A 20,235-nucleotide genomic window follows, 5' to 3' on the forward strand; every position below is an offset into this window, starting at 1 on the left:
GGGTGGGTCAGACGCCGGCGCGGGCGCGCTCCTCACCCTGGTCACGCGGGTCCGGTACGGCGGCCGGGGCTTCCCCGGCGTGGTCGGCGTGGTCGTCGATGAAGCTCTTCTCGTCGAAGGGGAACTTCCCCGCCAGGACCTCGGTCACCCGCGTCCGGTCGATCTCCTTCGTCCAGGTGCCGACGAGGACGGTGGCGACGGCGTTGCCGGCGAAGTTGGTGAGGGCGCGGGCCTCGCTCATGAAGCGGTCGATGCCGACGATCAGGCCGACGCCGTCGACCAGGTCGGGGCGGTGCGACTGGAGGCCGCCCGCGAGGGTGGCGAGACCGGCGCCGGTGACGCCCGCGGCCCCCTTCGAGGCGATGATCATGAAGACGAGGAGGGAGATCTGCTCGCCGATCGAGAGCGGGTCGCCCATCGCCTCGGCGACGAAGAGCGAGGCCATCGTGAGGTAGATGGCGGTGCCGTCGAGGTTGAAGGAGTAGCCGGTGGGGACGGTGATGCCGACGACCGGCTTGGAGACGCCCAGGTGCTCCATCTTCGCGATCAGGCGGGGCAGCGCCGACTCGGAGGACGAGGTCGAGAGGATCAGCAGGAACTCGCGGCCCAGGTACTTCAGGAGGGACCAGATGGTGATCCCGGCGACCAGGCGGAGCAGCGCGCCGAGGACGACGAAGACGAAGAGCGCGCAGGTCAGATAGAAGCCGATCATGATGACGGCGAGGGACTTCAGGGCGTCCACGCCGGTCGCTCCGACGACGGCGGCGATGGCTCCGAAGGCGCCGACCGGGGCCACCCACATGATCATGGAGAGGATGCGGAAGACGAGCCGCTGGATGTGTCCGATGCCGCGCAGCACCGGCTCGCCCGCCGTGCCCATCGCCTGGAGCGCGAAGCCCGCGAGGAGGGCGACGAGCAGGGTCTGGAGGACCTCGCCCGCGGTGAAGGCGGAGACGAGGGTCTTCGGGATGATCCCGAGCAGGAAGTCCTGCGTGGACTCGCTCGCGCCCTCCGCCTGCTTGGCCCCGGCCTGGGCCAGCTCCTCGGTGAGGTGGAGGCCCGAACCGGGCTCCAGGAGGTTGCCGACGACGAGGCCGATCGCGAGGGCGACGGTCGACATCACGAGGAAGTAGCCGAGGGCGAGGCCGCCGACGGCGCCGACTCTGGCGGCCTTGCGGACCGAGCCGACGCCCAGGACGATCGTGCAGAAGATGATCGGCGAGATCATCATCTTGATCAGGTTCACGAAGCCGGTGCCCAGCGGCTTCAGCTCGACGGCCACGCCCGGGGCGAGGAAACCGACGGCGATGCCGAGCAGGACGGCGCCGATGACGGCCAGATACAGATAGTGGGTACGGTCCCGGCGTGCGGCCACGGGGTCCTCCTCGCGCTGATGGGGGCGTCCACGTCCCGGTGGACTCCGCGACTATCCACCAGCCTGTGACCGGGGTCACCGTTGCGTACGTTTCGTTCATGGCCGAAACCCCGTCCGCCCGGCGGGGCCGGGAGCGGAGGGCACGATTCGGGCACGCCGGGCGCCGGAGCCGCCCCCGGCGTGCACACTTGCTCGCATGCGCCCCCCGCTCCGCCGCCTCCTCCCCCGCCCCCGCAGCCTGGCCGGCCAGCTCTTCGCCGTGCAGGTCGTGCTGATGGCCGCGGTCGTGGCGGGCTGTGCGGTCTTCGCGTACGTCACGGACCGGGCGCAGGCCGAGGAGACCGCGCGCCGGCAGTCCAGGGCGACCGCGACGGCCGTCGCCGGGTCGCCGTCCGTGGTGGCGGCGGTCCGCTCGGCCGACCCGTCCGCCGCGCTCCAGCCGTACGCGGAGGAGCTGCGGCGCCGGGCGGACGTGGCCTTCGTCGTGATCATGGCCCCGGACGGCACCCGCTGGACGCACCCCGAGCCCGGCGAGATCGGCCGCCACTACCTCGGCCACATCGAGCCGGCGCTGCGCGGCGAGACCCTCTCGGAGACCCACCTGGGGACCCTCGGCCCCTCGGTGCGGACGATCACGCCGGTCGTCGACGGCGGGCGAGTGATCGCACTCGTCAGCGCGGGCATCACCATCGAGCGGATCAGCGCGCAGGTACGGGAGCAGGTGACCGCGCTGCTCGGCATGGCGGGCGCGGCCCTCGCGCTCGGCGGCGCCGGTACGTACGTGATCAACGCGCGGCTGCGGCGGCACACCCACGGGATGAACGCCACCGAGCTGAGCCGCGTGCACGACTACCACGAGGCGGCGCTGCACGCGGTGCGGGAGGGCCTGGTGATGCTCGACGGGCAGCGCAGGATCGCGCTCATCAACGACGGGGCGCGCGAACTCCTCGGCCTGGACGAGGGGGTGGTCGGGCGGTCGGCGGCCGAGCTCGGGCTTCCGGCGCCGCTGACCGGGGCGCTGCTCTCCTCGGAGCCCCGGGTGGACGAGACGCACCTGACCGACGACCGGGTCCTCGTCGTCAGCACCCGCCCGGTGGTGGGCGGGGAGCGGCGCGGCACCGTCGTCACCCTCCGGGACCGCACCGAACTCCAGGCGCTCTCCGGCGAGCTGGACTCGCAGCGCGGGTTCACCGAGGCGCTGCGCTCCCAGGCCCACGAGGCGGCCAACCGGCTCCACACGGTGGTGTCGCTCATCGAACTCGGGCGGGTGGCCGAGGCGGTGGAGTTCGCGACGGCCGAGCTGGAGCTGGCGCAGGCGCTCACCGACCGGGTGGTGGACGCGGTCGGCGAACCGGTCCTCGCGGCGCTGCTGCTCGGCAAGGCGGCGCAGGCGAACGAGCGGGGCGTGGAGCTGGTCCTCACCGAGGACAGCCGGATCGACGACGGGCTGCTGCCGCCGGCCCTGGAGCCGAGGGACCTGGTGACGGTGCTCGGCAATCTGCTGGACAACGCGGTGGAGGCGGCGGGCGGCACCTCGCACGCGCGCGTGACGGTCACCGTCGCCGCCCGCGCCGGGGACGGGGAGCTGCTGCTGCGGGTCGACGACACGGGCCCGGGGGTGCGGCCCGCCGACCGGGACGCGGTGCTCGGCCGGGGCTGGTCCACGCGGGGCCCCGGCCGCGGCCTGGGCCTGGCGCTGGTCCGCCAGGCCGTCGTCCGCGCCTCCGGCACCCTCGCCCTGGACGAGGCGCCCGGCGGCGGCGCCCGCTTCACGGTCCGGGTGCCGCTCCCCCGTACCGGAGGCGACGCATGAGCGGGGCGCGGGAGATCCGGGTCCTGGTCGTCGAGGACGATCCGGTGGCCGCCGACGCGCACGCGCTGTACGCGGGCCGGGTGGAGGGCTTCCGGGTGGTCGGGGTCGCGCACTCGCGGGCCGCGGCGGTACGGCTGCTCGACCGGACGCCCGTCGACCTGATCCTGCTCGACCTCTACCTGCCCGACGGGCACGGGCTCGCCCTGCTGCGGGCGCTGCGGGCCGCCGGGCACGGGGCGGACGTCATAGCCGTGACCTCGGCGCGCGACCTGGCGGTGGTCCGCGAGGGGGTCTCGCTCGGGGTCGTCCAGTACGTCCTGAAACCCTTCGCCTTCGCCACGCTCCGGGACCGGCTGACACGGTACGCCGAGTTCCGCGGCGCGGCCGGGGAGGCGGCCGGCCAGGACGAGGTCGACCGGGCGCTCGCCGCGCTGCGCGCCCCGCACCCGGCCACCCTGCCGAAGGGCCTGAGCGGCCCGACCCTGGAGGCCGTCACCCGCACCCTGCGCGAGGCGCCCGCCGGACTGACCGCCGCGGAGGCGGGCGCGGAGGTCGGCATCTCGCGGATCACCGCCCGCCGCTACCTGGAGCACCTGGTCACCGAGGGCCGCGCGGACCGTGCGCCCCAGTACGGCCAGATCGGCCGCCCGGAGCTCCAGTACCGCTGGCGCGGCAACCGCTGAACACCAGGGGGCGTGCGCGGGGTGCCGTGGCGGGCCCGTGCCTCTGCCGCCGGCGTGGCGGAAACCGCACCCTCGTCGCCGTAGCGGAGACCGTACCTGCCTCTGGCGTGGCAAAGCCCGTACCCTCGCCACCGCCGGGCCGGAGCCCGTAACCCTGCCGCCGCCGGGCCGAGGCCCTTGCCCCTGCGCCCGTCGTGGCGAAGCTCGTGCCCCTGCCGTCGGGGGGGCGGAAACCGTACCCCGCCACCACCGGAGCAGAGCCCGTACCCCTGCCCCCGCCGGGCCGGAGCCCCCACCCCGCGCCCGTCGTGGCGGAGCTCGTACCCCTTCTTCACCGCTCACCGGACGTCACGTACCGATTACCGGCCGGTTCCCACGTTCCTCCAGGCTTTGGCCTTCGGATGAACGCACCGTAGTTTTTCGTCACCCTGCGCACCTACCGTGGTCGAATGCACCATCCTTCTCCTCCCTTCGACGCCCCGGCCGCGCGCCGCCTGCGTCTGGGGCTCGGCATGGCACCCGACCACGTCGCGTACGGCCTGCGGGCCCAGTACGGCCTGCTCGTCGGCCCCGAGACCGTCGCCGCCTGGGAGCGCGGCACCCTGGCCCCCAGCGAGCGCGAGCTGACCGCGCTCGCGGGTGTCCTGTGGTGCTCGCCCGCCGATCTGATCGCCGTCGCCTCCACCCTGCGCGAGCACCGGATGGCCCACGGCCTTTCCGTGGAGGAGCTGGCCCGGCTCGTGGGCGTCGCGGCGCACGCGTACCGCCGGATGGAGGACGAGGGCCGCTGGCGCGGCACCGAGCGGCAGACGGCCGCGCTCGCCGAGGTCCTGGGCCTCGGCCCGCGGGCGCTGATCACCGCGACGGGCGGGGACGAACGCCTCGCGGAGCTGCTGCGGGACGCGGTGACGACCCGCTGGCAGGCGTACGTGAAGCCGGTGGCGCGGATGCTGCCGGTGTCCCGGCGGGTGGTGGAACCCGTCCTGGCCCGGATGCACGCCGAGTACCACGCCCGAATGGCGGCGACGAGCAGCTGGGGCGCGTCGGGATCGACGGGCGACGAGGGCCGGGCGTACCTGGACTCGGTCAACGACCACTTCTGGGCGGCGGTCGAGCCGTAGCCCCCAAGAGGTCAGAAGACCGACGGAGGTCAGAAGACCGACTCGGCCTCCCGCATCCGGTCCTCCGGGACCGTCTTCAACCGGGTCACGGCCTCGGCCAGCGGCACCATCTTCACGTCGGTGCCGCGCAGCGCCGTCATGTTGCCGAACTCGCCGCGGTGCACGGCCTCCACCGCGTGCCAGCCGAAGCGGGTGGCGAGGACGCGGTCGTACGCCGTCGGGGTGCCGCCGCGCTGGACGTGGCCGAGGATGACCGGGCGGGCCTCCTTGCCGAGCCGGCGCTCCAGCTCGTAGGCGAGGGCGGTGCCGATGCCCTGGAAGCGCTCGTGGCCGAACTGGTCGATCTCGCCCTTGCCGTAGTCCATGGTCCCGTCGGCGGGGTGGGCGCCCTCGGCGACGCAGATGACGGCGAACTTCTTGCCCCGGGCGAACCGCTCCTCGACCATCTTGGCCAGGTCGGCCGGGTCGAAGGGGCGCTCGGGCAGGCAGATGCCGTGGGCGCCGCCGGCCATGCCGGACTCCAGCGCGATCCAGCCGGCGTGGCGGCCCATCACCTCGACGACCATGACCCGCTGATGGGACTCGGCGGTGGTCTTCAGCCGGTCCATCGCCTCGGTGGCGACGCCGACGGCGGTGTCGAAGCCGAAGGTGCGGTCGGTGGAGGAGATGTCGTTGTCGATGGTCTTGGGGACGCCGACGACGGGCACCCCGGCCTCGGAGAGCATCCGGGCGGCGGTCAGGGTGCCCTCGCCGCCGATCGGGATGAGGGCGTCGAAGCCGCTCTTCTCGATGAGTTCCTTGGCGTTGGCGCAGGCCGCGGCGAAGCGGGCGCGCTCCAGGCGGGAGGAGCCGAGGATGGTGCCGCCGCGGGCGAGGATGCCGCTGACGGCGTTGAGGTCGAGGGGGCGGTAGCGGCCGTCGAGGAGTCCGGCGTAGCCGTCCTCGAAGCCGATGACCTCGTCGCCGTAGTTGGTCACGGCCCGGTGCACGACCGACCGGATCACTGCGTTCAGGCCGGGGCAGTCGCCGCCTGCGGTGAGAACTCCGATGCGCATCGTGCTGTGTCTCCTGCTCGTCGCGGTTCTTCTGAGCCGTTTCGATTCTCACACGAGGGGGGTGCCCGCCGCGTTCGCCGCTGCTCCGCGCGTGCCGGGCACAGGGCCGTCCGGGGGCCGTCCGGGAAGCCGTCCGGGGGCCTTCCGGGGGGCCGTCCGGGGGCCTTCCGTCCCTCGTCGGAGGCTCTTCGCGCGGCAGGCGTATGGCGGGCGGCCTACCCAGGTGCAGGGGTATTGTCAAGGGGGTATTGCCGCCCTATCGGTGTCTTTTCGGCGCCGGGGGTTGACGCAGGGCGAGGGCCGGGCCCCGAGGACGGGCCGGGCCCTCGCGACAGGACGGCCTTCCCACGGGACGGGCCCCTTCCGCAGGACTGGACAGGAGAGCACGGCGTGACGCGCAGCGTGTACGTGACCGGGATCGACCGCGGGGACGGCCGCCAGGTCGTCGAGCTGGGAGTCATGGAGCTCCTCACCCGACAGGTGGACCGGGTGGGGGTGTTCCGGCCGCTGGTGCACGACGGTCCCGACCGCCTCTTCGAGCTGCTGCGCGCCCGCTACCGGCTCACGCAGGACCCCGCCACGGTCTACGGCATGGACTACCACGAGGCGTCCGACCTCCAGGCCGAGCAGGGCACCGACGAGCTGGTCTCCCGGCTGGTCGACCGCTTCCACGCGGTCGCCCGCGACTACGAGGTCGTCCTCGTCCTCGGCACCGACTTCGCCGCCACCCAGCTCCCCGACGAGCTGGCGCTCAACGCCCGCCTCGCCAACGAGTTCGGCGCCTCCGTCATCCCGGTCGTCGGCGGCAAGGGCCAGCCGGAGGAGTCCGTACGGGCCGAGGCGCGCAACGCCTTCCGGGCGTACGACGGCCTCGGCTGCGACGTCCTCGCGATGGTCGTCAACCGGGTGGCGGCCGAGGACCGCGAGGCCATCGCCGAGCGGCTGACCGTCCGGCTGCCCGTGCCCTGCTACGTCCTGCCGGACGAGCCGGCGCTCGCCGCGCCGACGGTCGCCCAGATCACCCACGCGCTCGGCGCGACCGTCGTCCTCGGCGACGACGCCGGGCTCGCCCGCGACGCCCTGGACTTCGTCTTCGGCGGCGCGATGCTGCCGAACTTCCTGGGCGCACTGACCCCGGGCTGTCTGGTCGTCACCCCCGGCGACCGGGCCGACCTGGTCGTCGGGGCGCTCGCCGCCCACTCGGCCGGTACGCCCCCGATCGCGGGCGTCCTGCTCACCCTGGACGAGCGGCCCACCGACGCGGTCCTCACCCTGGCGGCCCGGCTCGCGCCCGGCACCCCGGTGATCTCCGTCCCCGGCAACAGCTTCCCGACCGCCGCGGAACTCTTCGCCCTGGAGGGCAAGCTGAACGCGGCCACCCCGCGCAAGGCGGAGACCGCGCTCGGCCTCTTCGAGCGGCACGTGGACACCGCCGACCTGGTCAAGCGGATATCGGTGGCGCCCAGCGGCCGGGTCACCCCGATGATGTTCGAGCACGAGCTCCTGGAGCAGGCCCGGGCCGACCGGCGCCGGGTGGTGCTGCCCGAGGGCGTCGAGGAGCGGGTGCTGCGCGCCGCCGACGTGCTGCTGCGCCGGGACGTCTGCGACCTCACCCTGCTCGGCGACGTCGAGGCCATCCGCAAGAAGGCCGCCGACCTCGGCGTGGACCTGCGGGGCAGTCAGCTGATCGACCCGCAGACCTCGGAGCTGCGGGACGCCTTCGCCGAGCGGTACGCGCGGCTGCGCGCCCACAAGGGCGTCACCGTGGAGCTCGCGTACGACGTCGTCTCGGACGTGAACTACTTCGGCACCCTGATGGTCGAGGAGGGCCTGGCCGACGGCATGGTCTCCGGCGCGGTCCACTCCACCGCCGCGACCATCCGGCCGGCCTTCGAGATCATAAGAACAAAGGGGGCCGGGCGCAGCCCGTCGGATAGGGCGGTGGTGGGAGACGGGAGGGCCAAGCCGGACGCCTCGATCGTCTCGTCCGTCTTCTTCATGTGCCTGGCCGACAAGGTGCTCGTGTACGGCGACTGCGCGGTCAACCCGGACCCGGACGCCGAGCAGCTCGCGGACATCGCCGTGCAGTCGGCGGCCACCGCGGCCCGCTTCGGCGTCGAGCCGCGGATCGCGATGCTCTCGTACTCGACCGGCACCTCCGGCTCGGGCGCCGACGTCGACAAGGTGCGCGAGGCGACCAAGCTGGTCCGCGAGGCCCATCCGGAGCTGCGGATCGAGGGGCCGATCCAGTACGACGCGGCCGTGGAGCCCTCCGTGGCGGCGACCAAGCTGCCGGGCTCGGAGGTGGCGGGACAGGCGACCGTCCTGGTCTTCCCCGATCTCAACACCGGCAACAACACCTACAAGGCGGTGCAGCGTTCGGCCGGCGCCGTCGCCGTCGGCCCGGTCCTCCAGGGCCTGCGCAAGCCGGTCAACGACCTCTCGCGCGGCGCCCTCGTCAGCGACATCGTCAACACGGTCGCCATCACGGCGATCCAGTCCCAGGCCCCCGCCGGGGCCGCCGACGCCCAGGAGCCCACCGCATGAGCACCACCACCGGTCCCTCCCCCGACAGGGCCGCCGCCGAGGCGCCCGACCGCGCCGCCGCCGAGGCGCCCAGCCGCGTCCTCGTCCTCAACTCCGGCTCCTCGTCGGTGAAGTACCAGCTCCTCGACATGAGCGACGGCAGCCGGCTCGCGCTCGGCCTGGTCGAGCGGATCGGCGAGGAGACCTCCCGGCTCGCCCACACCCCGCTCCTGGACGGCGGGCGGGCGACCCGCGAGCGCTTCGGGCCCGTCCCCGACCACGCGGCGGCCCTGAAGGCGGTCGCCGAGGAGCTGGCGGCCGACGGGCTCGGCCTGGACTCGCCGGAGCTCGCGGCGATCGGGCACCGGGTGGTGCACGGCGGGCTCCGCTTCACCGAGCCGACCGTCATCGACGACGAGGTGCTCGCCGAGATCGAGCGCCTGGTGCCGGTGGCGCCGCTGCACAACCCGGCCAACCTGCTCGGCATCCGCACGGCCATGGCGCTGCGCCCCGACCTGCCGCAGGTCGCCGTCTTCGACACCGCCTTCCACACCACGATGCCGGAGGCGGCCGCCCGGTACGCGATCGACGTGGAGACCGCCGACGCGCACCGGATCCGCCGCTACGGCTTCCACGGCACCTCGCACGCGTACGTCTCCCGCGAGACGGCGAAGCTGCTCGGCAAGGAGCCCGAGGAGGTGAACGTGATCGTCCTCCACCTCGGCAACGGCGCCTCCGCCTCGGCGGTCCGCGGCGGCCGCTGCGTCGACACCTCCATGGGCCTGACCCCGCTGGAGGGCCTGGTCATGGGCACCCGCTCGGGCGACGTCGACCCGGCGGTCACCTTCCACCTCATGCGGGTGGCGGACATGTCCGCCGACGAGATCGACACGCTGCTCAACAAGAAGTCGGGCCTGGTCGGGCTCTGCGGCGACAACGACATGCGCGAGATCCGGCGCCGGATCGACGCGGGCGACGAGCGGGCCGCGCTCGCCTTCGACGTCTACGTCCACCGGCTGAAGAAGTACATCGGCGCGTACTACGCGGTGCTCGGCCGGGTGGACGCGGTCGCGTTCACCGCCGGCGTCGGCGAGAACGCGGCGCCGGTACGGGAGGCGGCGATCACCGGCCTGGAGGAGCTGGGGCTCGCCGTGGACGCCGGACTCAACGCCGTACGGTCCGACGAGCCCCGGATCGTCTCGCCCGAGTACGCGCGGGTCGCGGTGGCCGTGGTGCCCACCGACGAGGAGCTGGAGATCGCCCGTCAGAGCTACGCACTCGTGAGCGGGTAGCCCCTCGAAGGAGTGAACGCCTGAGCGGGCCCCCGCCCATTTGTACTTTCCACCAGCCGGAATATTCCGCAGTGAAACAAACCGATAGGATCCGCCTCATGCGCCGTTCCAAAATCGTCTGCACGCTGGGCCCCGCCGTCGACTCGTACGAGCAGCTGAAGGCTCTCATCGAGGCCGGCATGAACGTGGCCCGTTTCAACATGAGCCACGGGACCCAGGCAGAGCACCAGGAGCGGTACGACCGTCTCCGCAGGGCCGCCGCCGACACCGGCCGCGCCATCGGTGTGCTGGCCGACCTCCAGGGCCCCAAGATCCGTCTGGAGACCTTCGCGGAGGGTCCGGTCGAGCTGGTCCGCGGGGACGAGTTCACCATCACCACCGAGGACGTCCCCGGTGACAAGTCCATCTGCGGCACCACCTACAAGGGCCTCCCCGGCGACGTTTCCAAGGGCGACCAGGTCCTCATCAACGACGGCAACGTCGAGCTGCGGGTCGTCGAGGTCGAGGGCCCCCGGGTCAAGACCGTCGTCATCGAGGGCGGTGTGATCTCCGACCACAAGGGCATCAACCTGCCCGGCGCGGCGGTCAACGTCCCGGCCCTGTCCGAGAAGGACGTCGAGGACCTCCGCTTCGCCCTCCGCATGGGCTGCGACATGGTCGCCCTCTCCTTCGTCCGCGACGCCGCCGACGTCAAGGACGTCCACAAGGTGATGGACGAGGAGGGCCGCCGGGTCCCGGTCATCGCCAAGGTCGAGAAGCCGCAGGCCGTCGAGAACATGGCCGAGGTCGTCGCCGCCTTCGACGCCGTCATGGTCGCCCGCGGCGACCTCGCCGTCGAGTACCCCCTTGAGCGGGTCCCGATGGTGCAGAAGCGCCTCGTCGAGATGTGCCGCCGCAACGCCAAGCCGGTCATCGTCGCCACCCAGATGATGGAGTCGATGATCACCAACTCCCGTCCGACCCGCGCCGAGGCGAGCGACGTCGCCAACGCGATCCTGGACGGCGCGGACGCGGTCATGCTCTCCGCCGAGTCGAGCGTGGGCGCCTACCCGATCGAGACCGTCAAGACGATGTCGAAGATCGTCGCCGCGGCCGAGGAGGAGCTGCTCTCCAAGGGCCTCCAGCCCCTGGTCCCCGGCAAGAAGCCGCGCACCCAGGGCGGCTCCGTCGCCCGCGCGGCCTGCGAGATCGCCGACTTCCTCGGCGGCAAGACGCTGATCGCCTTCACCCAGTCCGGCGACACGGCCCGCCGCCTCTCCCGCTACCGGGCGCAGCAGCCGATCCTGGCCTTCACGACGGACGAGAACACCCGCAACCAGCTCACCCTGAGCTGGGGCGTCGAGTCCTTCCTCGTCCCCTTCGTCGACAACACCGACGCCATGGTCGACCTCGTCGACGCCGAGCTCCTGAAGCTCCAGCGCTACAACGCCGGCGACACCATGATCATCACCGCCGGCTCGCCCCCCGGCGTCCCCGGCACCACCAACATGGTCCGCGTCCACCACCTGGGCGGCGGCGAGCGCGACTGACGCGCCGCACGGCCATCCGGCCAGAAGGCCATGACGAAGCCCCCGTCCGATCCGTCGGACGGGGGCTTCGCCCTGTGCGGCTCCCGGGGTGGTACGGGGGGATCAGCCGGGCTCGATGGTGTTGCGGAGGCCCGGGACCCTGAGGGTGCCGCCGAACTGGCCGGCCTGGATGACCGTGGCGTTCGAGAAGATGGCGAGCGGGACGTCCAGCGGGGGCGGGGTCTGCGGGGTGAACTCCACGGGGATGATGCCGAAGAGGTTGCCCTTGATCGACTCGGTGTACATGGTCACCCGGCCGCCGGTGATCGTCGAGGTGGAGCCCCTGTTCGACCGGACGTGCCCCTTGAAGCCGTCCGAGTGAACGGTCGTCTGGTGCAGGTCCTTGATGTCGACGCCGTTGTCGGCCGTGAACTTCAGGACCTTCTTGATCTGGCCGCTGGAGGTCTTCACCTCCACGATGCCGTGGTACTTCAGGCCCTTGAGGGTGAGCAGCGTGGTGTCCAGGCGCCACGGCTCGTCCGGAAGCAGCGGGATACCCGGCTCCAGCTCTGCGGCGGCGAGGGCGGCCGGGTCCGGCTCGGGGCAGGGGAAGCGGGGCTTGGCGCCGTCGGGTATGTCGGTGTCCTGCTTGGCCTCCAGGCCCTGGGCACTCTCGGGCAGTTCCTCGACCTCGGCGCCGGCCTGCTCCGCGGCCTTCTCGATGGCGGCCTTGGTCTTGGCGGCGGCGGGCGACAGCTTCTCCGTCGCGGTCTCCGCCGTGTCCTTCGCCGTGTCCTGCGTCGGTTCGGAGGGCTTCTCGGCGGACGTCTCCTCCGTGGCCGGGGCGTCGTCCGTCGTGGCCGCCTTCTGCTGCGGGGCGGCCGTCGTCGCCGACGGGGTCGGGGTCGCGGACTCCGTCGTGGGGGCGGCCGTGGGCTCCTGCTGCGGGGCAAGCCCGTTGAAGAAGTCCGTGAGGGCGTCGCCGACACCCAGCGGATCGAGCGGGTTGACCGACTTCGTGGGCGTGGGCGTGGCCGTCGGCGCGGCCTCTTCCTCGGCCGCCACCTCCTGCGCCCCGCCCTGGGCGGACGCGGTGGCCGTCGGCTCCGGGTCCGGCGTCGCCGTGGCCGTGGGCGCGGCGGTTCCGGACGGGGTGGCCGTCGGCTCCCCGGTCGGCTCGGCCGGCTCGGTCGGCTTGGACGACTCCGTCGGCTCGGACGGTCCGGCCGAGCCGGTGGCCGTCGCCGTCGGCTCCGGCTTCGCGGTCTCGGTGGCCTTCGCCGGGGGCGTGGCCGTCGTCTCCTCCGCCACCGGCTCGTCGGAGCGGGTCACACAGGGGCCGGGGGCGAAGGGGATGTCCTTCTCGTCGGCCAGCGCGGGGTTGGGCGCGAGGCCCATGCCCACGAACACCGCGGTCGGCATGGCGGCGAGCGCCATCGCCTTGCCCGCGGGGCCCTGAATCCTGTTCAGCAGCGTCTTGCGAGGGGCCGCGTGGCGCGGCCCGCTCCTCCCGAGGCCCTGCTGGGTCTCGTCACCCCGCACTGTTCCTCCCGCCGTTGGCGTCGCTCGTCGTTTCGGTCGCCGGTACGGCCCGGGTCTCGGCCTCGGAGGCGTACACGGCCTCCTCGAAGCCCTCCGGCTCGCCGTCGTACTCCGCCTCCGCGGGCATCGCCTCGGTCCTCTCGGCCTCCCCGGTCTCCTCCGCTTCGGGCGCGGGCGCCCAGGAGGCCGACATGGCACCGCCGATGAGGGCGAAGAGGAAGCCGACGACCAGTCCGCCGAAGTTCGACACGGGGATGGACACGAGGGCCAGGACGATCGCCGCGACGCCCGCGAAGACCCGGACGATGGGCTGGAACCACATCGTCAGGCCGAGGGTGATGAGCAGGACGCCGATGACCAGCGCGCTCATCCCGGCGGTCGTCTTCATGGCGAGGGTGATGTTGCCGAGCCGCATGTCCCCGTACGGGAGATAGGCGATCGGTACACCGCCGATCATGGTGAACAGTCCCGCCCAGAAGGGCCGGGTCTGCCGCCAGACCTTGAACCGGTTCTCCTTCTTGGGGACTTCGCGGGAGGCGAGGGTCTCGGCGCTCATGGAAACAGCTCCCTGGAAGCGGTCTTGCTGAGAAAGGTGGAGAGAGGCCGGGGACGGCCCCCGGTGCGGGTGCGGGCCGTCGGAACGGCCCGCACCCTGAAGGACTGGTCAGTCCTTGAAGCACTCCGCCGAGGTGCCCCGGTGCAGGGACAGGCTCAGGTTGGGGAGCTTGAAGGTCGCGGCGGTGGTGGCCCACGCCTTCTGCTGGACGCCGGTGAGCTTGGCCTTCTCGGCACGCTGCGCGAAGCCGTGCGGGTTGGCCTTGGTGTTGGGCTGGATGCCCGGACGGCCCGGCATGGGGTTGCCCGCGGCGTCCTTGTCGGCGGAGCCCGCCGCGACGCCGATGTCGATGTTGCCGAACTCGGCGTCGGCCTTCAGCGCGGAGACGTCGAGGTAGATGTCCTCGGCGTACACCGGCTTGCCGCTCTCGGTGCCCGCGTTCAGCTGGAGCGTCACGTCACCGATGAACGGGACCTTGGGCGTGACCACCGACTGGCACATCTTGGTGATCCAGGCCTTGTCGAAGCCCGAGACGGCGACCGGGGTGGCGAACGCCTCGCCCTCCAGGGTCTTGCCGGAGGCGACGCTGCCGTACTGGACGAAGCCCTCACCGACGAGGCTTTCGGCCTTAACCTTGAACTCCTGGCCGGAGATGCTGAAGGACGCGGCGAGCGCGCCCTGGGCCAGGCCGACACCGATCGCGGCCGTGGCGGCCACGCTCGGAACCATGACGACGGCGAACCGCTTCCACCTGGTCCCGCCACGAACCTGGGACTTCATGAGAATCCTCCTTCTCGGACGTACATCTCCAAGAAGGGCCCGGGGCCCGTCCTGGGATGGGAGAAGAGCTACGTCCTCGGGAAGGAGAGCGCCGAGGCATCGGGTGGCGCGACGCGCGTCCGAATCACCGGCGATCACCCCCGAGCGACAACCATGTGCCGCGCGTGCGCACGGCCCGGTGGACAGGTCCCGCCCGGTGGGAGCGGGAACCCCCCTGTCCGATCGACCGGCCGCCTGTGGCGCCGGTCCGCCCGGTGGGGACCCGCGCCGCGCAGCCCTGGCGGTTGGCCGGGGCGTGCGGTGCGGACCGAGCGTGGCCGATCGTGGTCCATTCCCGGCGCCCGCACAAGGGGTTCATTACTCACTAGTAACGGGTGCGTGACCGCGCCATGGCGCGATGCCGCCGACCGGGCACGCAGGGTGGAGGGGCGCGGTGCGGAAAATCCGCTTATAGGAAGGTGAACCCGGACAGAACCACGGGTTCGATTTACTGCAAGTAACAGCGGCCGCGATTACCAAGATTTGGTAAAGCGCGGCCGCCGGTTGTCACTGTGTCGCCAAATCGTCGAGCGATCCGGCACCTTGCCGAAAGGTGAGCAAACGCTCAGAACAGCACGCGTGCCAGCGCCTGCCGGCCCGCCGTCACCCGCGGGTCCTCGGGGCCGATCACCTCGAACAGCTCCAGGAGCCGGAGCCGCGCCTTGTCCCGGTCCTCGCCGACGGCCCGGCGCACGGTCTCCACGAGGCGTCCGAAGGCGTCCTGCACGTGACCGCCCACCAGGTCCAGGTCGGCGGCGGCGATCTGGGCGTCGACGTCCGCCGGGTCGTCCGCCGCGCGCTTCCGCACCGCCTGCGGGTCCATGCCCTGCACCCGGCTCAGGAGCTCGGCCTGGGCGAGGCCCAGCTTGGCCTCGGGGTGCTCGGGGTCGTCCGCGAGGACGTTCTTGTACGCCTGCACCGCGCCGGCCAGGTCGCCCGCGTCCAGCGCGGACATGGCCGCCTCCAGGAGGGCGTCGTACGGGCCGGCCGGGCGCGCGGCGGGCGCGGCGCCCTCCGCACCGGCCTCCGCGCCGGCGTCCACGGCGAGGCCGGTCAGGCCGAAGCGCTCCTCGCCGATCTGGATCAGCTGGTCGAGGGTCTGCCGGATCTGCGCCTCCGGCACCGCGCCCTGGAAGAGGGGCAGCGCCTGACCGGCGACGACCGCGAAAACGGCCGGAATTCCCTGGATGCCGAACTGCTGCATCAGCATCTGGTTGGCGTCGACGTCGATCTTCGCGAGCAGGAAGCGGCCGTTGTACTCCACGGCCAGCCGCTCCAGGAGCGGGCCCAGCTGCTTGCAGGGCTCGCACCACTCGGCCCAGAAGTCGAGGACGACCGGGACCTCGGCGGAGCGCTGGAGCACATCGCGCTCGAAGCCCGCCTCGTCGACGTCGATCACGAGGGCGGAGGGCGGCACCGCCGCGGTCCCGCCGTGGCGGGCGGCCTCGGCGCGCGCCTGCTCCGCCTTCGCCTTGGCCTCTCCGGCCGCCTTCACCGCGGCGAGGTCGACGACGCCGCTCATGGACATGTTTCGGGGCTGCATGAGTACATCCTCCCCCTTCCGCGCGCGGATCCGTTAAGCCATGGCCGAACAGCGCCCTCCACCGAGGGCGCCCCCTGCCCGCCGGGTCCCCACCCGGCGGTCCTGCATGGTTGTCGCTCAGGCCGCCCGGCCACCGCTCGGCGGCGGCTCGACACGCCTTTCGCTACGGGTCGTAGCGTAATGGTCCCGGCCCGGCCGGAGGGAGCCCCCGGCCGTGAACTGCCTCACATCGCGCGCCTCTGGCGCCGTACTTACCGGCGGGTATGGTCGTCGTCCATGTGCAGCAGCGCCACCCCCCGCGGCCCCCGCACCGGGCGCCCCCGCTCCGCCGAGGCCGACGAGGCCATCCTGGAGGCGACCCGTGCGGCCCTGGTGGAGCTGGGCTGGTCCAAGCTCACCATGGGCGACGTCGCCGGCCGGGCCGGCGTCGCCAAGACCACCCTGTACCGCCGCTGGGCCAACAAGAACGAACTGGTCGTCGACGCCGTCGCCGTCCTCTTCGACGAACTCGAACTGCCCGACCTGGGTTCCCTCCGCGCCGACATCGAGCACGTGGTCCTCCAGTTCGCCTCCCTGCTCCAGCGTCCCGAGACGAAGACGGCCCTGATGGCGGTGGTCGCCGAGTCGACCCGCGACGAGCCGCTGCGGGAGCGGATCCGCGGCTCCATCGTGGACCGCCAGAAGCGGCTCGTCCTCGACGGCCGGCGGCGGGCGCAGGAGCGTGGTGAACTCCCGGCGGAGCACGACCCGGTGACCGTGGACGCCGTCGACGACCTGATCTTCGACGTGGTCGCGGGCGCGGTCGTGCACCGCGCCCTGGTGAGCGCCGAACCGGTGGACGCGGCCTGGGTGGCGCGCCTCTCGGCCCTCCTCGTCGGCGGCCTGGGCGCGGCGGCGACCGTCGGCTGAGCCTCCGGGGTACGACAGGAGGGGCGGTACGGGAATCCCGTACCGCCCCTCCTGTCGTACCGCGCGTGCGTATCGCGACCGGGCGTCAGAAACCGGCCGACTCCACGTACACGCCCCACTCCTCGCGCAGGACGCCGCAGATCTCGCCGAGGGTGGCCTCGGCCCGTACGGCGTCGAGCATCGGCGGGATCATGTTGGAGCCGTCGCGGGCGGCGGCCAGCATGGCGTCGAGGGAGGCGCGGACCTTCGCCTCGTCGCGCTTGCCCTTGCGCTCGCCGAGGACGCGGACCTGCTCCCACTCGACCTCGTGGCTGACCCGCAGGATCTCCAGGTCGCCGGTGACCGAGCCGTGGTGCACGTTGACGCCGACGACCCGCTTCTCGCCCTTCTCCAGGGCCTGCTGGTAGCGGAAGGCGGACTCGGCGATCTCGCCGGTGAACCAGCCGTCCTCGATGCCGCGCAGGATGCCGGAGGTGATCGGGCCGATCGGGTGCTTGCCGTCCGGGTGGGCGCGCAGGCCGCGCTCCTTGATCTGCTCGAAGATCTTCTCGGCGTCGGCCTCGATCCGGTCGGTGAGCTGCTCGACGTACCAGGAACCGCCCAGCGGGTCGGCGACGTTGGCGACGCCGGTCTCCTCCATCAGCACCTGCTGGGTGCGCAGGGCGATCTCGGCGGCCTGCTCGCTGGGGAGGGCGAGGGTCTCGTCGAGGGCGTTGGTGTGGAGGGAGTTGGTGCCGCCGAGGACGGCGGACAGGGCCTCGACCGCGGTCCGCACCACGTTGTTGTACGGCTGCTGGGCGGTGAGCGAGACGCCCGCGGTCTGGGTGTGGAAGCGGAGCCACTGCGCCTTGTCGGTCTTGGCGCCGTACACCTCCTTCATCCAGCGGGCCCAGATCCGGCGGGCGGCGCGGAACTTGGCGATCTCCTCGAAGAAGTCGAGGTGCGCGTCGAAGAAGAAGGAGAGGCCGGGGGCGAAGACGTCCACGTCGAGGCCGCGGGAGAGGCCGAGCTCGACGTAGCCGAAGCCGTCGGCGAGGGTGTACGCCAGCTCCTGCGCGGCCGTCGCCCCGGCCTCGCGGATGTGGTAGCCGGAGACGGAGAGCGGCTTGTACGCGGGGATGCCGGCCGCGCAGTGCTCCATCAGGTCGCCGATGAGGCGCAGGTGCGGCTCGGGCGGGAAGAGCCACTCCTTCTGCGCGATGTACTCCTTGAAGATGTCGGTCTGGAGCGTGCCGTTGAGGACGGCGGGGTCGACGCCCTGGCGCTCGGCGGCGACGAGGTACATGCAGAAGACGGGCACGGCGGGCCCGGAGATCGTCATCGACGTGGTGACGTCGCCGAGCGGGATGCCCTTGAAGAGGACCTCCATGTCGGCGGCGGAGTCGATGGCGACGCCGCAGTGGCCGACCTCGCCGAGGGAGCGGGGGTCGTCGGAGTCGCGGCCCATGAGGGTGGGCATGTCGAAGGCGACCGAGAGCCCGCCGCCACCGGCGGCCAGGATCATCTTGTACCGCTCGTTGGTCTGCTCGGCGTTGCCGAAGCCGGCGAACTGGCGGATGGTCCAGGTGCGGCCCCGGTAGCCGGTGGGGTGGAGTCCCCGGGTGAAGGGGTACTCGCCGGGCCAGCCGATGCGCTCGAACCCCTCGTAGGTGTCCCCGGGCCGGGGCCCGTAGACCGGCTCGACCGGGTCCCCGGAGAGCGTGGTGAAGTCCGCGTCGCGCTTGCGGGCCTTGTCGTAACGGGCCTGCCAGCGACGGCGGCCTTCCTCGATGGCGTCAGCGTCCATGCCTTCGAATTTACTAGGACGTCCTAGTAAATGTCGACGGCAAACCCCCGCACAGTTGTGCGGGGGTGGGTGTCAGGCCTTGGCGGGAACCGGCTGCACGCCGCTGACCAGCGGCTTGACCTCGGCGACGACCTTCCGCTCGACGAAGAAGGCGGCGAAGGGAATCGTGCCCGAGAGCAGCACCCACAGCAGCTTGCCGAACGACCACTTCGCCTTGGAACCCAGGTCGAAGGCGAAGATCAGATAGATGATGTACAGGACGCCGTGGGTCTGGGAGACCGCGAAGGTCACGTCCTCGCCGGTGTCGAAGCCGTACTTGGCGACCATGCAGCCGCAGAGCACGAGCAGCATGACGGCGGTCACGTACGCCATGACGCGGTAGCGGGTCAGCACGCTGGATTTCATGCCGTCGAGCGTAACCGCCCGTTCCGGGCGATCTTCGCGGGGGTCGGCCCCCGCCGGAGCGAGGTCAGCCCTCCTCGAAGTCGTGTGCCGCGACCCGCAGGGGGCGCAGGAGGGCGAAGATCTCGGCGCATTCCTCCGCGTCGTACGCGCCCAGGCCGAAGTCCATCTCCATCAGGTCGCGGGTGGCCGCCTCGACCACCTCGCGGCCCTTCTCGGTGATGGAGGCGAGGGTGCCGCGCCCGTCGTTGGGGTTGGGGCGCTTGGCGACGAGACCGGACCTCACCAGGCGGTCCACCGTGTTCGTCACCGACGTGGGGTGGACCATCAGCCGCTCGCCGATCTTCGACATCGGCAGCTCGCCCGCCTTGGAGAAGGTGAGCAGCACCAGGGCCTCGTAGCGGGCGAAGGTCAGCCCGTACGGCTTGACCACGGCGTCGACCTCGGCCAGGAGGATCTGGTGGGCGCGCATGATCGAGGTGATCGCGGCCATCGCGGGGACCGGGCCCCAGCGCTTCTGCCAGAGTTCGTCGGCTCGGGCGATGGGGTCGAAGGGGAGACTGAGCGGCTTCGGCACGCGTCGACCTTACCGACTGGTCACATGCCGGTCAGCCCCGTCTCGCTTTTCGGTCGCCCGCGGCTCGGCGGCGGCGGCGAGGAGGCAGAGCGTGCCGAGGACGCCCGCGCCCGCGACGACCGTGTGCACGGGGGCGAACTCGGCGGCGGCGCCGGCCCCGGCCATGCCGATGCCCTGGACGGTCATCATGCCCGCGGTCATCAGGGTCATGGTCCTTCCCCGCTGCTCCTCGGGGACGGCGGCGACGAACCGGGCGTCGAGGCCGAGGGTGTACGCGCCGGTGGTGCCGGCCAGGAGGAGGACGCCGACCGCGAGGGCGACGCCGGGCTCGGAGGCGTACAGGAGGTACGGCAGGACGCCGGCGACGGCGAGCGGCAGCATGATCCGGGAGCGGGTCGCGGCGGAGAGGAACGATCCGGCGAAGAGCTCGCCCGCGATGGTGCCGACGGGCAGGGCGCACATGAGGAGGCCGAGGGCGGCGCTGGAGGCGCCGATCCCGGCGGCGTAGGGGGCGGCGAGGGCCTCGGGGACGACGGCGAAGAACGGCGGCACCCAGAACATCAGCATCAGGGCGCGCACGCGCCGGTTCCGCAGCACCGCCCAGGTGCCGGAGATCCCGCCGCCCGCCCGTCCGGCGGTGCGGGCGGGTCGGCGGGCGGTGCCGAGGCGCGGGAGCAGTGCCGAGGCGAGGAAGGTGGCGGCGGTGACGGCGAGGGCGCCGCGCGGGG

Annotated in this window: 16 protein-coding genes and 1 pseudogene; 7 read left to right on the forward strand and 10 right to left on the reverse strand. The window is 72.4% G+C overall.

Annotated features, from left to right (window positions below):
• Positions 1–7: 7 nt before the first annotated feature.
• Positions 8–1,375 (reverse strand): cation:dicarboxylase symporter family transporter, encoded by a 1,368-nt coding sequence (locus tag QK442_RS08310; protein ID WP_282693223.1) that lies wholly within the window; start codon positions 1,373–1,375, stop codon positions 8–10.
• A 196-nt stretch (positions 1,376–1,571) separates the two neighbouring features.
• Here QK442_RS08310 and QK442_RS08315 point away from each other — a divergent pair, with 196 nt between their 5' ends.
• From QK442_RS08315 to QK442_RS08325, 3 genes are all read left to right on the forward strand, one after another.
• Positions 1,572–3,188, forward strand: coding sequence for a sensor histidine kinase (locus tag QK442_RS08315; RefSeq protein ID WP_282693224.1), 1,617 nt, complete (start codon positions 1,572–1,574; stop codon positions 3,186–3,188).
• Positions 3,185–3,871 (forward strand): response regulator, encoded by a 687-nt coding sequence (locus tag QK442_RS08320; protein WP_282693225.1) that lies wholly within the window; start codon positions 3,185–3,187, stop codon positions 3,869–3,871. The genes QK442_RS08315 and QK442_RS08320 overlap by 4 nt, the downstream gene beginning before the upstream one ends.
• A 449-nt stretch (positions 3,872–4,320) precedes the next feature.
• A complete protein-coding gene (locus QK442_RS08325) occupies positions 4,321–4,992 on the forward strand; it encodes a helix-turn-helix transcriptional regulator (protein WP_282693226.1) in 672 nt (223 codons plus the stop codon).
• Positions 4,993–5,021: 29 nt separating this feature from the next.
• Here the strand turns inward: QK442_RS08325 and QK442_RS08330 are convergent, their stop codons facing one another.
• Entirely contained in the window at positions 5,022–6,047 is a 1,026-nt protein-coding gene (locus QK442_RS08330) for a 6-phosphofructokinase (protein WP_282693227.1), read from the reverse strand.
• A gap of 390 nt (positions 6,048–6,437) precedes the next feature.
• Here QK442_RS08330 and pta point away from each other — a divergent pair, with 390 nt between their 5' ends.
• From pta to pyk, 3 genes are all read left to right on the forward strand, one after another.
• Positions 6,438–8,594 carry a phosphate acetyltransferase gene (gene pta, locus QK442_RS08335; RefSeq protein ID WP_282693228.1) on the forward strand — a complete coding sequence of 719 codons (2,157 nt, stop codon included), beginning with the start codon at positions 6,438–6,440 and terminating at the stop codon, positions 8,592–8,594.
• Positions 8,591–9,865: an acetate kinase gene (locus QK442_RS08340; protein WP_282693229.1), complete on the forward strand. Its 1,275-nt coding sequence runs from the start codon at positions 8,591–8,593 to the stop codon at positions 9,863–9,865. The genes pta and QK442_RS08340 overlap by 4 nt, the downstream gene beginning before the upstream one ends.
• Before the next feature lie 98 nt (positions 9,866–9,963).
• Complete coding sequence (gene pyk, locus QK442_RS08345) at positions 9,964–11,394, forward strand: pyruvate kinase (RefSeq protein WP_282693230.1); 1,431 nt, start codon at positions 9,964–9,966, stop codon at positions 11,392–11,394.
• A gap of 102 nt (positions 11,395–11,496) precedes the next feature.
• On the opposite strand, the gene QK442_RS08350 is transcribed toward pyk, so the two are convergent.
• The 4 genes from QK442_RS08350 to QK442_RS08365 form a co-directional block, all read right to left on the reverse strand.
• A complete protein-coding gene (locus QK442_RS08350; protein WP_282693231.1) occupies positions 11,497–12,915 on the reverse strand; it encodes a hypothetical protein in 1,419 nt (472 codons plus the stop codon).
• The gene (locus QK442_RS08355; RefSeq protein ID WP_282693232.1) at positions 12,905–13,471 is read right to left on the reverse strand and encodes a DUF6114 domain-containing protein; all 567 of its coding nucleotides are present in this window, start codon (positions 13,469–13,471) and stop codon (positions 12,905–12,907) included. The genes QK442_RS08350 and QK442_RS08355 overlap by 11 nt, the downstream gene beginning before the upstream one ends.
• Before the next feature lie 108 nt (positions 13,472–13,579).
• Positions 13,580–14,251, reverse strand: a complete 672-nt coding sequence (locus QK442_RS08360) for a DUF6230 family protein (protein WP_282693233.1) — start codon at positions 14,249–14,251, stop codon at positions 13,580–13,582.
• Between the two features lie 604 nt (positions 14,252–14,855).
• Entirely contained in the window at positions 14,856–15,833 is a 978-nt protein-coding gene (locus tag QK442_RS08365; protein ID WP_282693234.1) for a tetratricopeptide repeat protein, read from the reverse strand.
• 276 nt (positions 15,834–16,109) lie between these two features.
• On the opposite strand from QK442_RS08365, the gene QK442_RS08370 reads away from it, so the two are divergent.
• Positions 16,110–16,742 (forward strand): TetR/AcrR family transcriptional regulator, encoded by a 633-nt coding sequence (locus QK442_RS08370; RefSeq protein ID WP_282693235.1) that lies wholly within the window; start codon positions 16,110–16,112, stop codon positions 16,740–16,742.
• 85 nt (positions 16,743–16,827) lie between these two features.
• On the opposite strand, the gene QK442_RS08375 is transcribed toward QK442_RS08370, so the two are convergent.
• The 4 genes and pseudogenes from QK442_RS08375 to QK442_RS08390 all read right to left on the reverse strand — a co-directional run.
• Positions 16,828–18,528: a methylmalonyl-CoA mutase family protein gene (locus QK442_RS08375; RefSeq protein ID WP_282693236.1), complete on the reverse strand. Its 1,701-nt coding sequence runs from the start codon at positions 18,526–18,528 to the stop codon at positions 16,828–16,830.
• Between the two features lie 72 nt (positions 18,529–18,600).
• The gene (locus tag QK442_RS08380; RefSeq protein ID WP_282693237.1) at positions 18,601–18,933 is read right to left on the reverse strand and encodes a DUF3817 domain-containing protein; all 333 of its coding nucleotides are present in this window, start codon (positions 18,931–18,933) and stop codon (positions 18,601–18,603) included.
• A 64-nt stretch (positions 18,934–18,997) separates the two neighbouring features.
• On the reverse strand, positions 18,998–19,507 hold the full coding sequence (locus QK442_RS08385) for a MarR family transcriptional regulator (RefSeq protein ID WP_282693238.1): 510 nt from the start codon (positions 19,505–19,507) through the stop codon (positions 18,998–19,000).
• A 9-nt stretch (positions 19,508–19,516) separates the two neighbouring features.
• Positions 19,517–20,233: pseudogene (locus QK442_RS08390) on the reverse strand (MFS transporter); the annotation flags it as partial.
• Positions 20,234–20,235: the final 2 nt, after the last annotated feature.

This window comes from Streptomyces sp. CC208A, from assembly GCF_030010625.1.
In the GTDB taxonomy this organism is placed as follows: Bacteria; Actinomycetota; Actinomycetes; order Streptomycetales; family Streptomycetaceae; genus Streptomyces.

Bases quoted from the DNA above. Each gene is read 5' to 3' on its own strand.
- QK442_RS08315 (WP_282693224.1), top strand. From the start codon at position 1,572: ATGCGCCCCCCGCTCCGCCGCCTCCTCCCCCGCCCCCGCAGCCTGGCC.
- QK442_RS08320 (WP_282693225.1), top strand. From the start codon at position 3,185: ATGAGCGGGGCGCGGGAGATCCGGGTCCTGGTCGTCGAGGACGATCCG.
- QK442_RS08325 (WP_282693226.1), top strand. From the start codon at position 4,321: ATGCACCATCCTTCTCCTCCCTTCGACGCCCCGGCCGCGCGCCGCCTG.
- QK442_RS08330 (WP_282693227.1), bottom strand. From the start codon at position 6,047: ATGCGCATCGGAGTTCTCACCGCAGGCGGCGACTGCCCCGGCCTGAAC.
- QK442_RS08340 (WP_282693229.1), top strand. From the start codon at position 8,591: ATGAGCACCACCACCGGTCCCTCCCCCGACAGGGCCGCCGCCGAGGCG.
- pyk (WP_282693230.1), top strand. From the start codon at position 9,964: ATGCGCCGTTCCAAAATCGTCTGCACGCTGGGCCCCGCCGTCGACTCG.
- QK442_RS08355 (WP_282693232.1), bottom strand. From the start codon at position 13,471: ATGAGCGCCGAGACCCTCGCCTCCCGCGAAGTCCCCAAGAAGGAGAAC.
- QK442_RS08360 (WP_282693233.1), bottom strand. From the start codon at position 14,251: ATGAAGTCCCAGGTTCGTGGCGGGACCAGGTGGAAGCGGTTCGCCGTC.
- QK442_RS08365 (WP_282693234.1), bottom strand. From the start codon at position 15,833: ATGCAGCCCCGAAACATGTCCATGAGCGGCGTCGTCGACCTCGCCGCG.
- QK442_RS08370 (WP_282693235.1), top strand. From the start codon at position 16,110: ATGTGCAGCAGCGCCACCCCCCGCGGCCCCCGCACCGGGCGCCCCCGC.
- QK442_RS08375 (WP_282693236.1), bottom strand. From the start codon at position 18,528: ATGGACGCTGACGCCATCGAGGAAGGCCGCCGTCGCTGGCAGGCCCGT.
- QK442_RS08380 (WP_282693237.1), bottom strand. From the start codon at position 18,933: ATGAAATCCAGCGTGCTGACCCGCTACCGCGTCATGGCGTACGTGACC.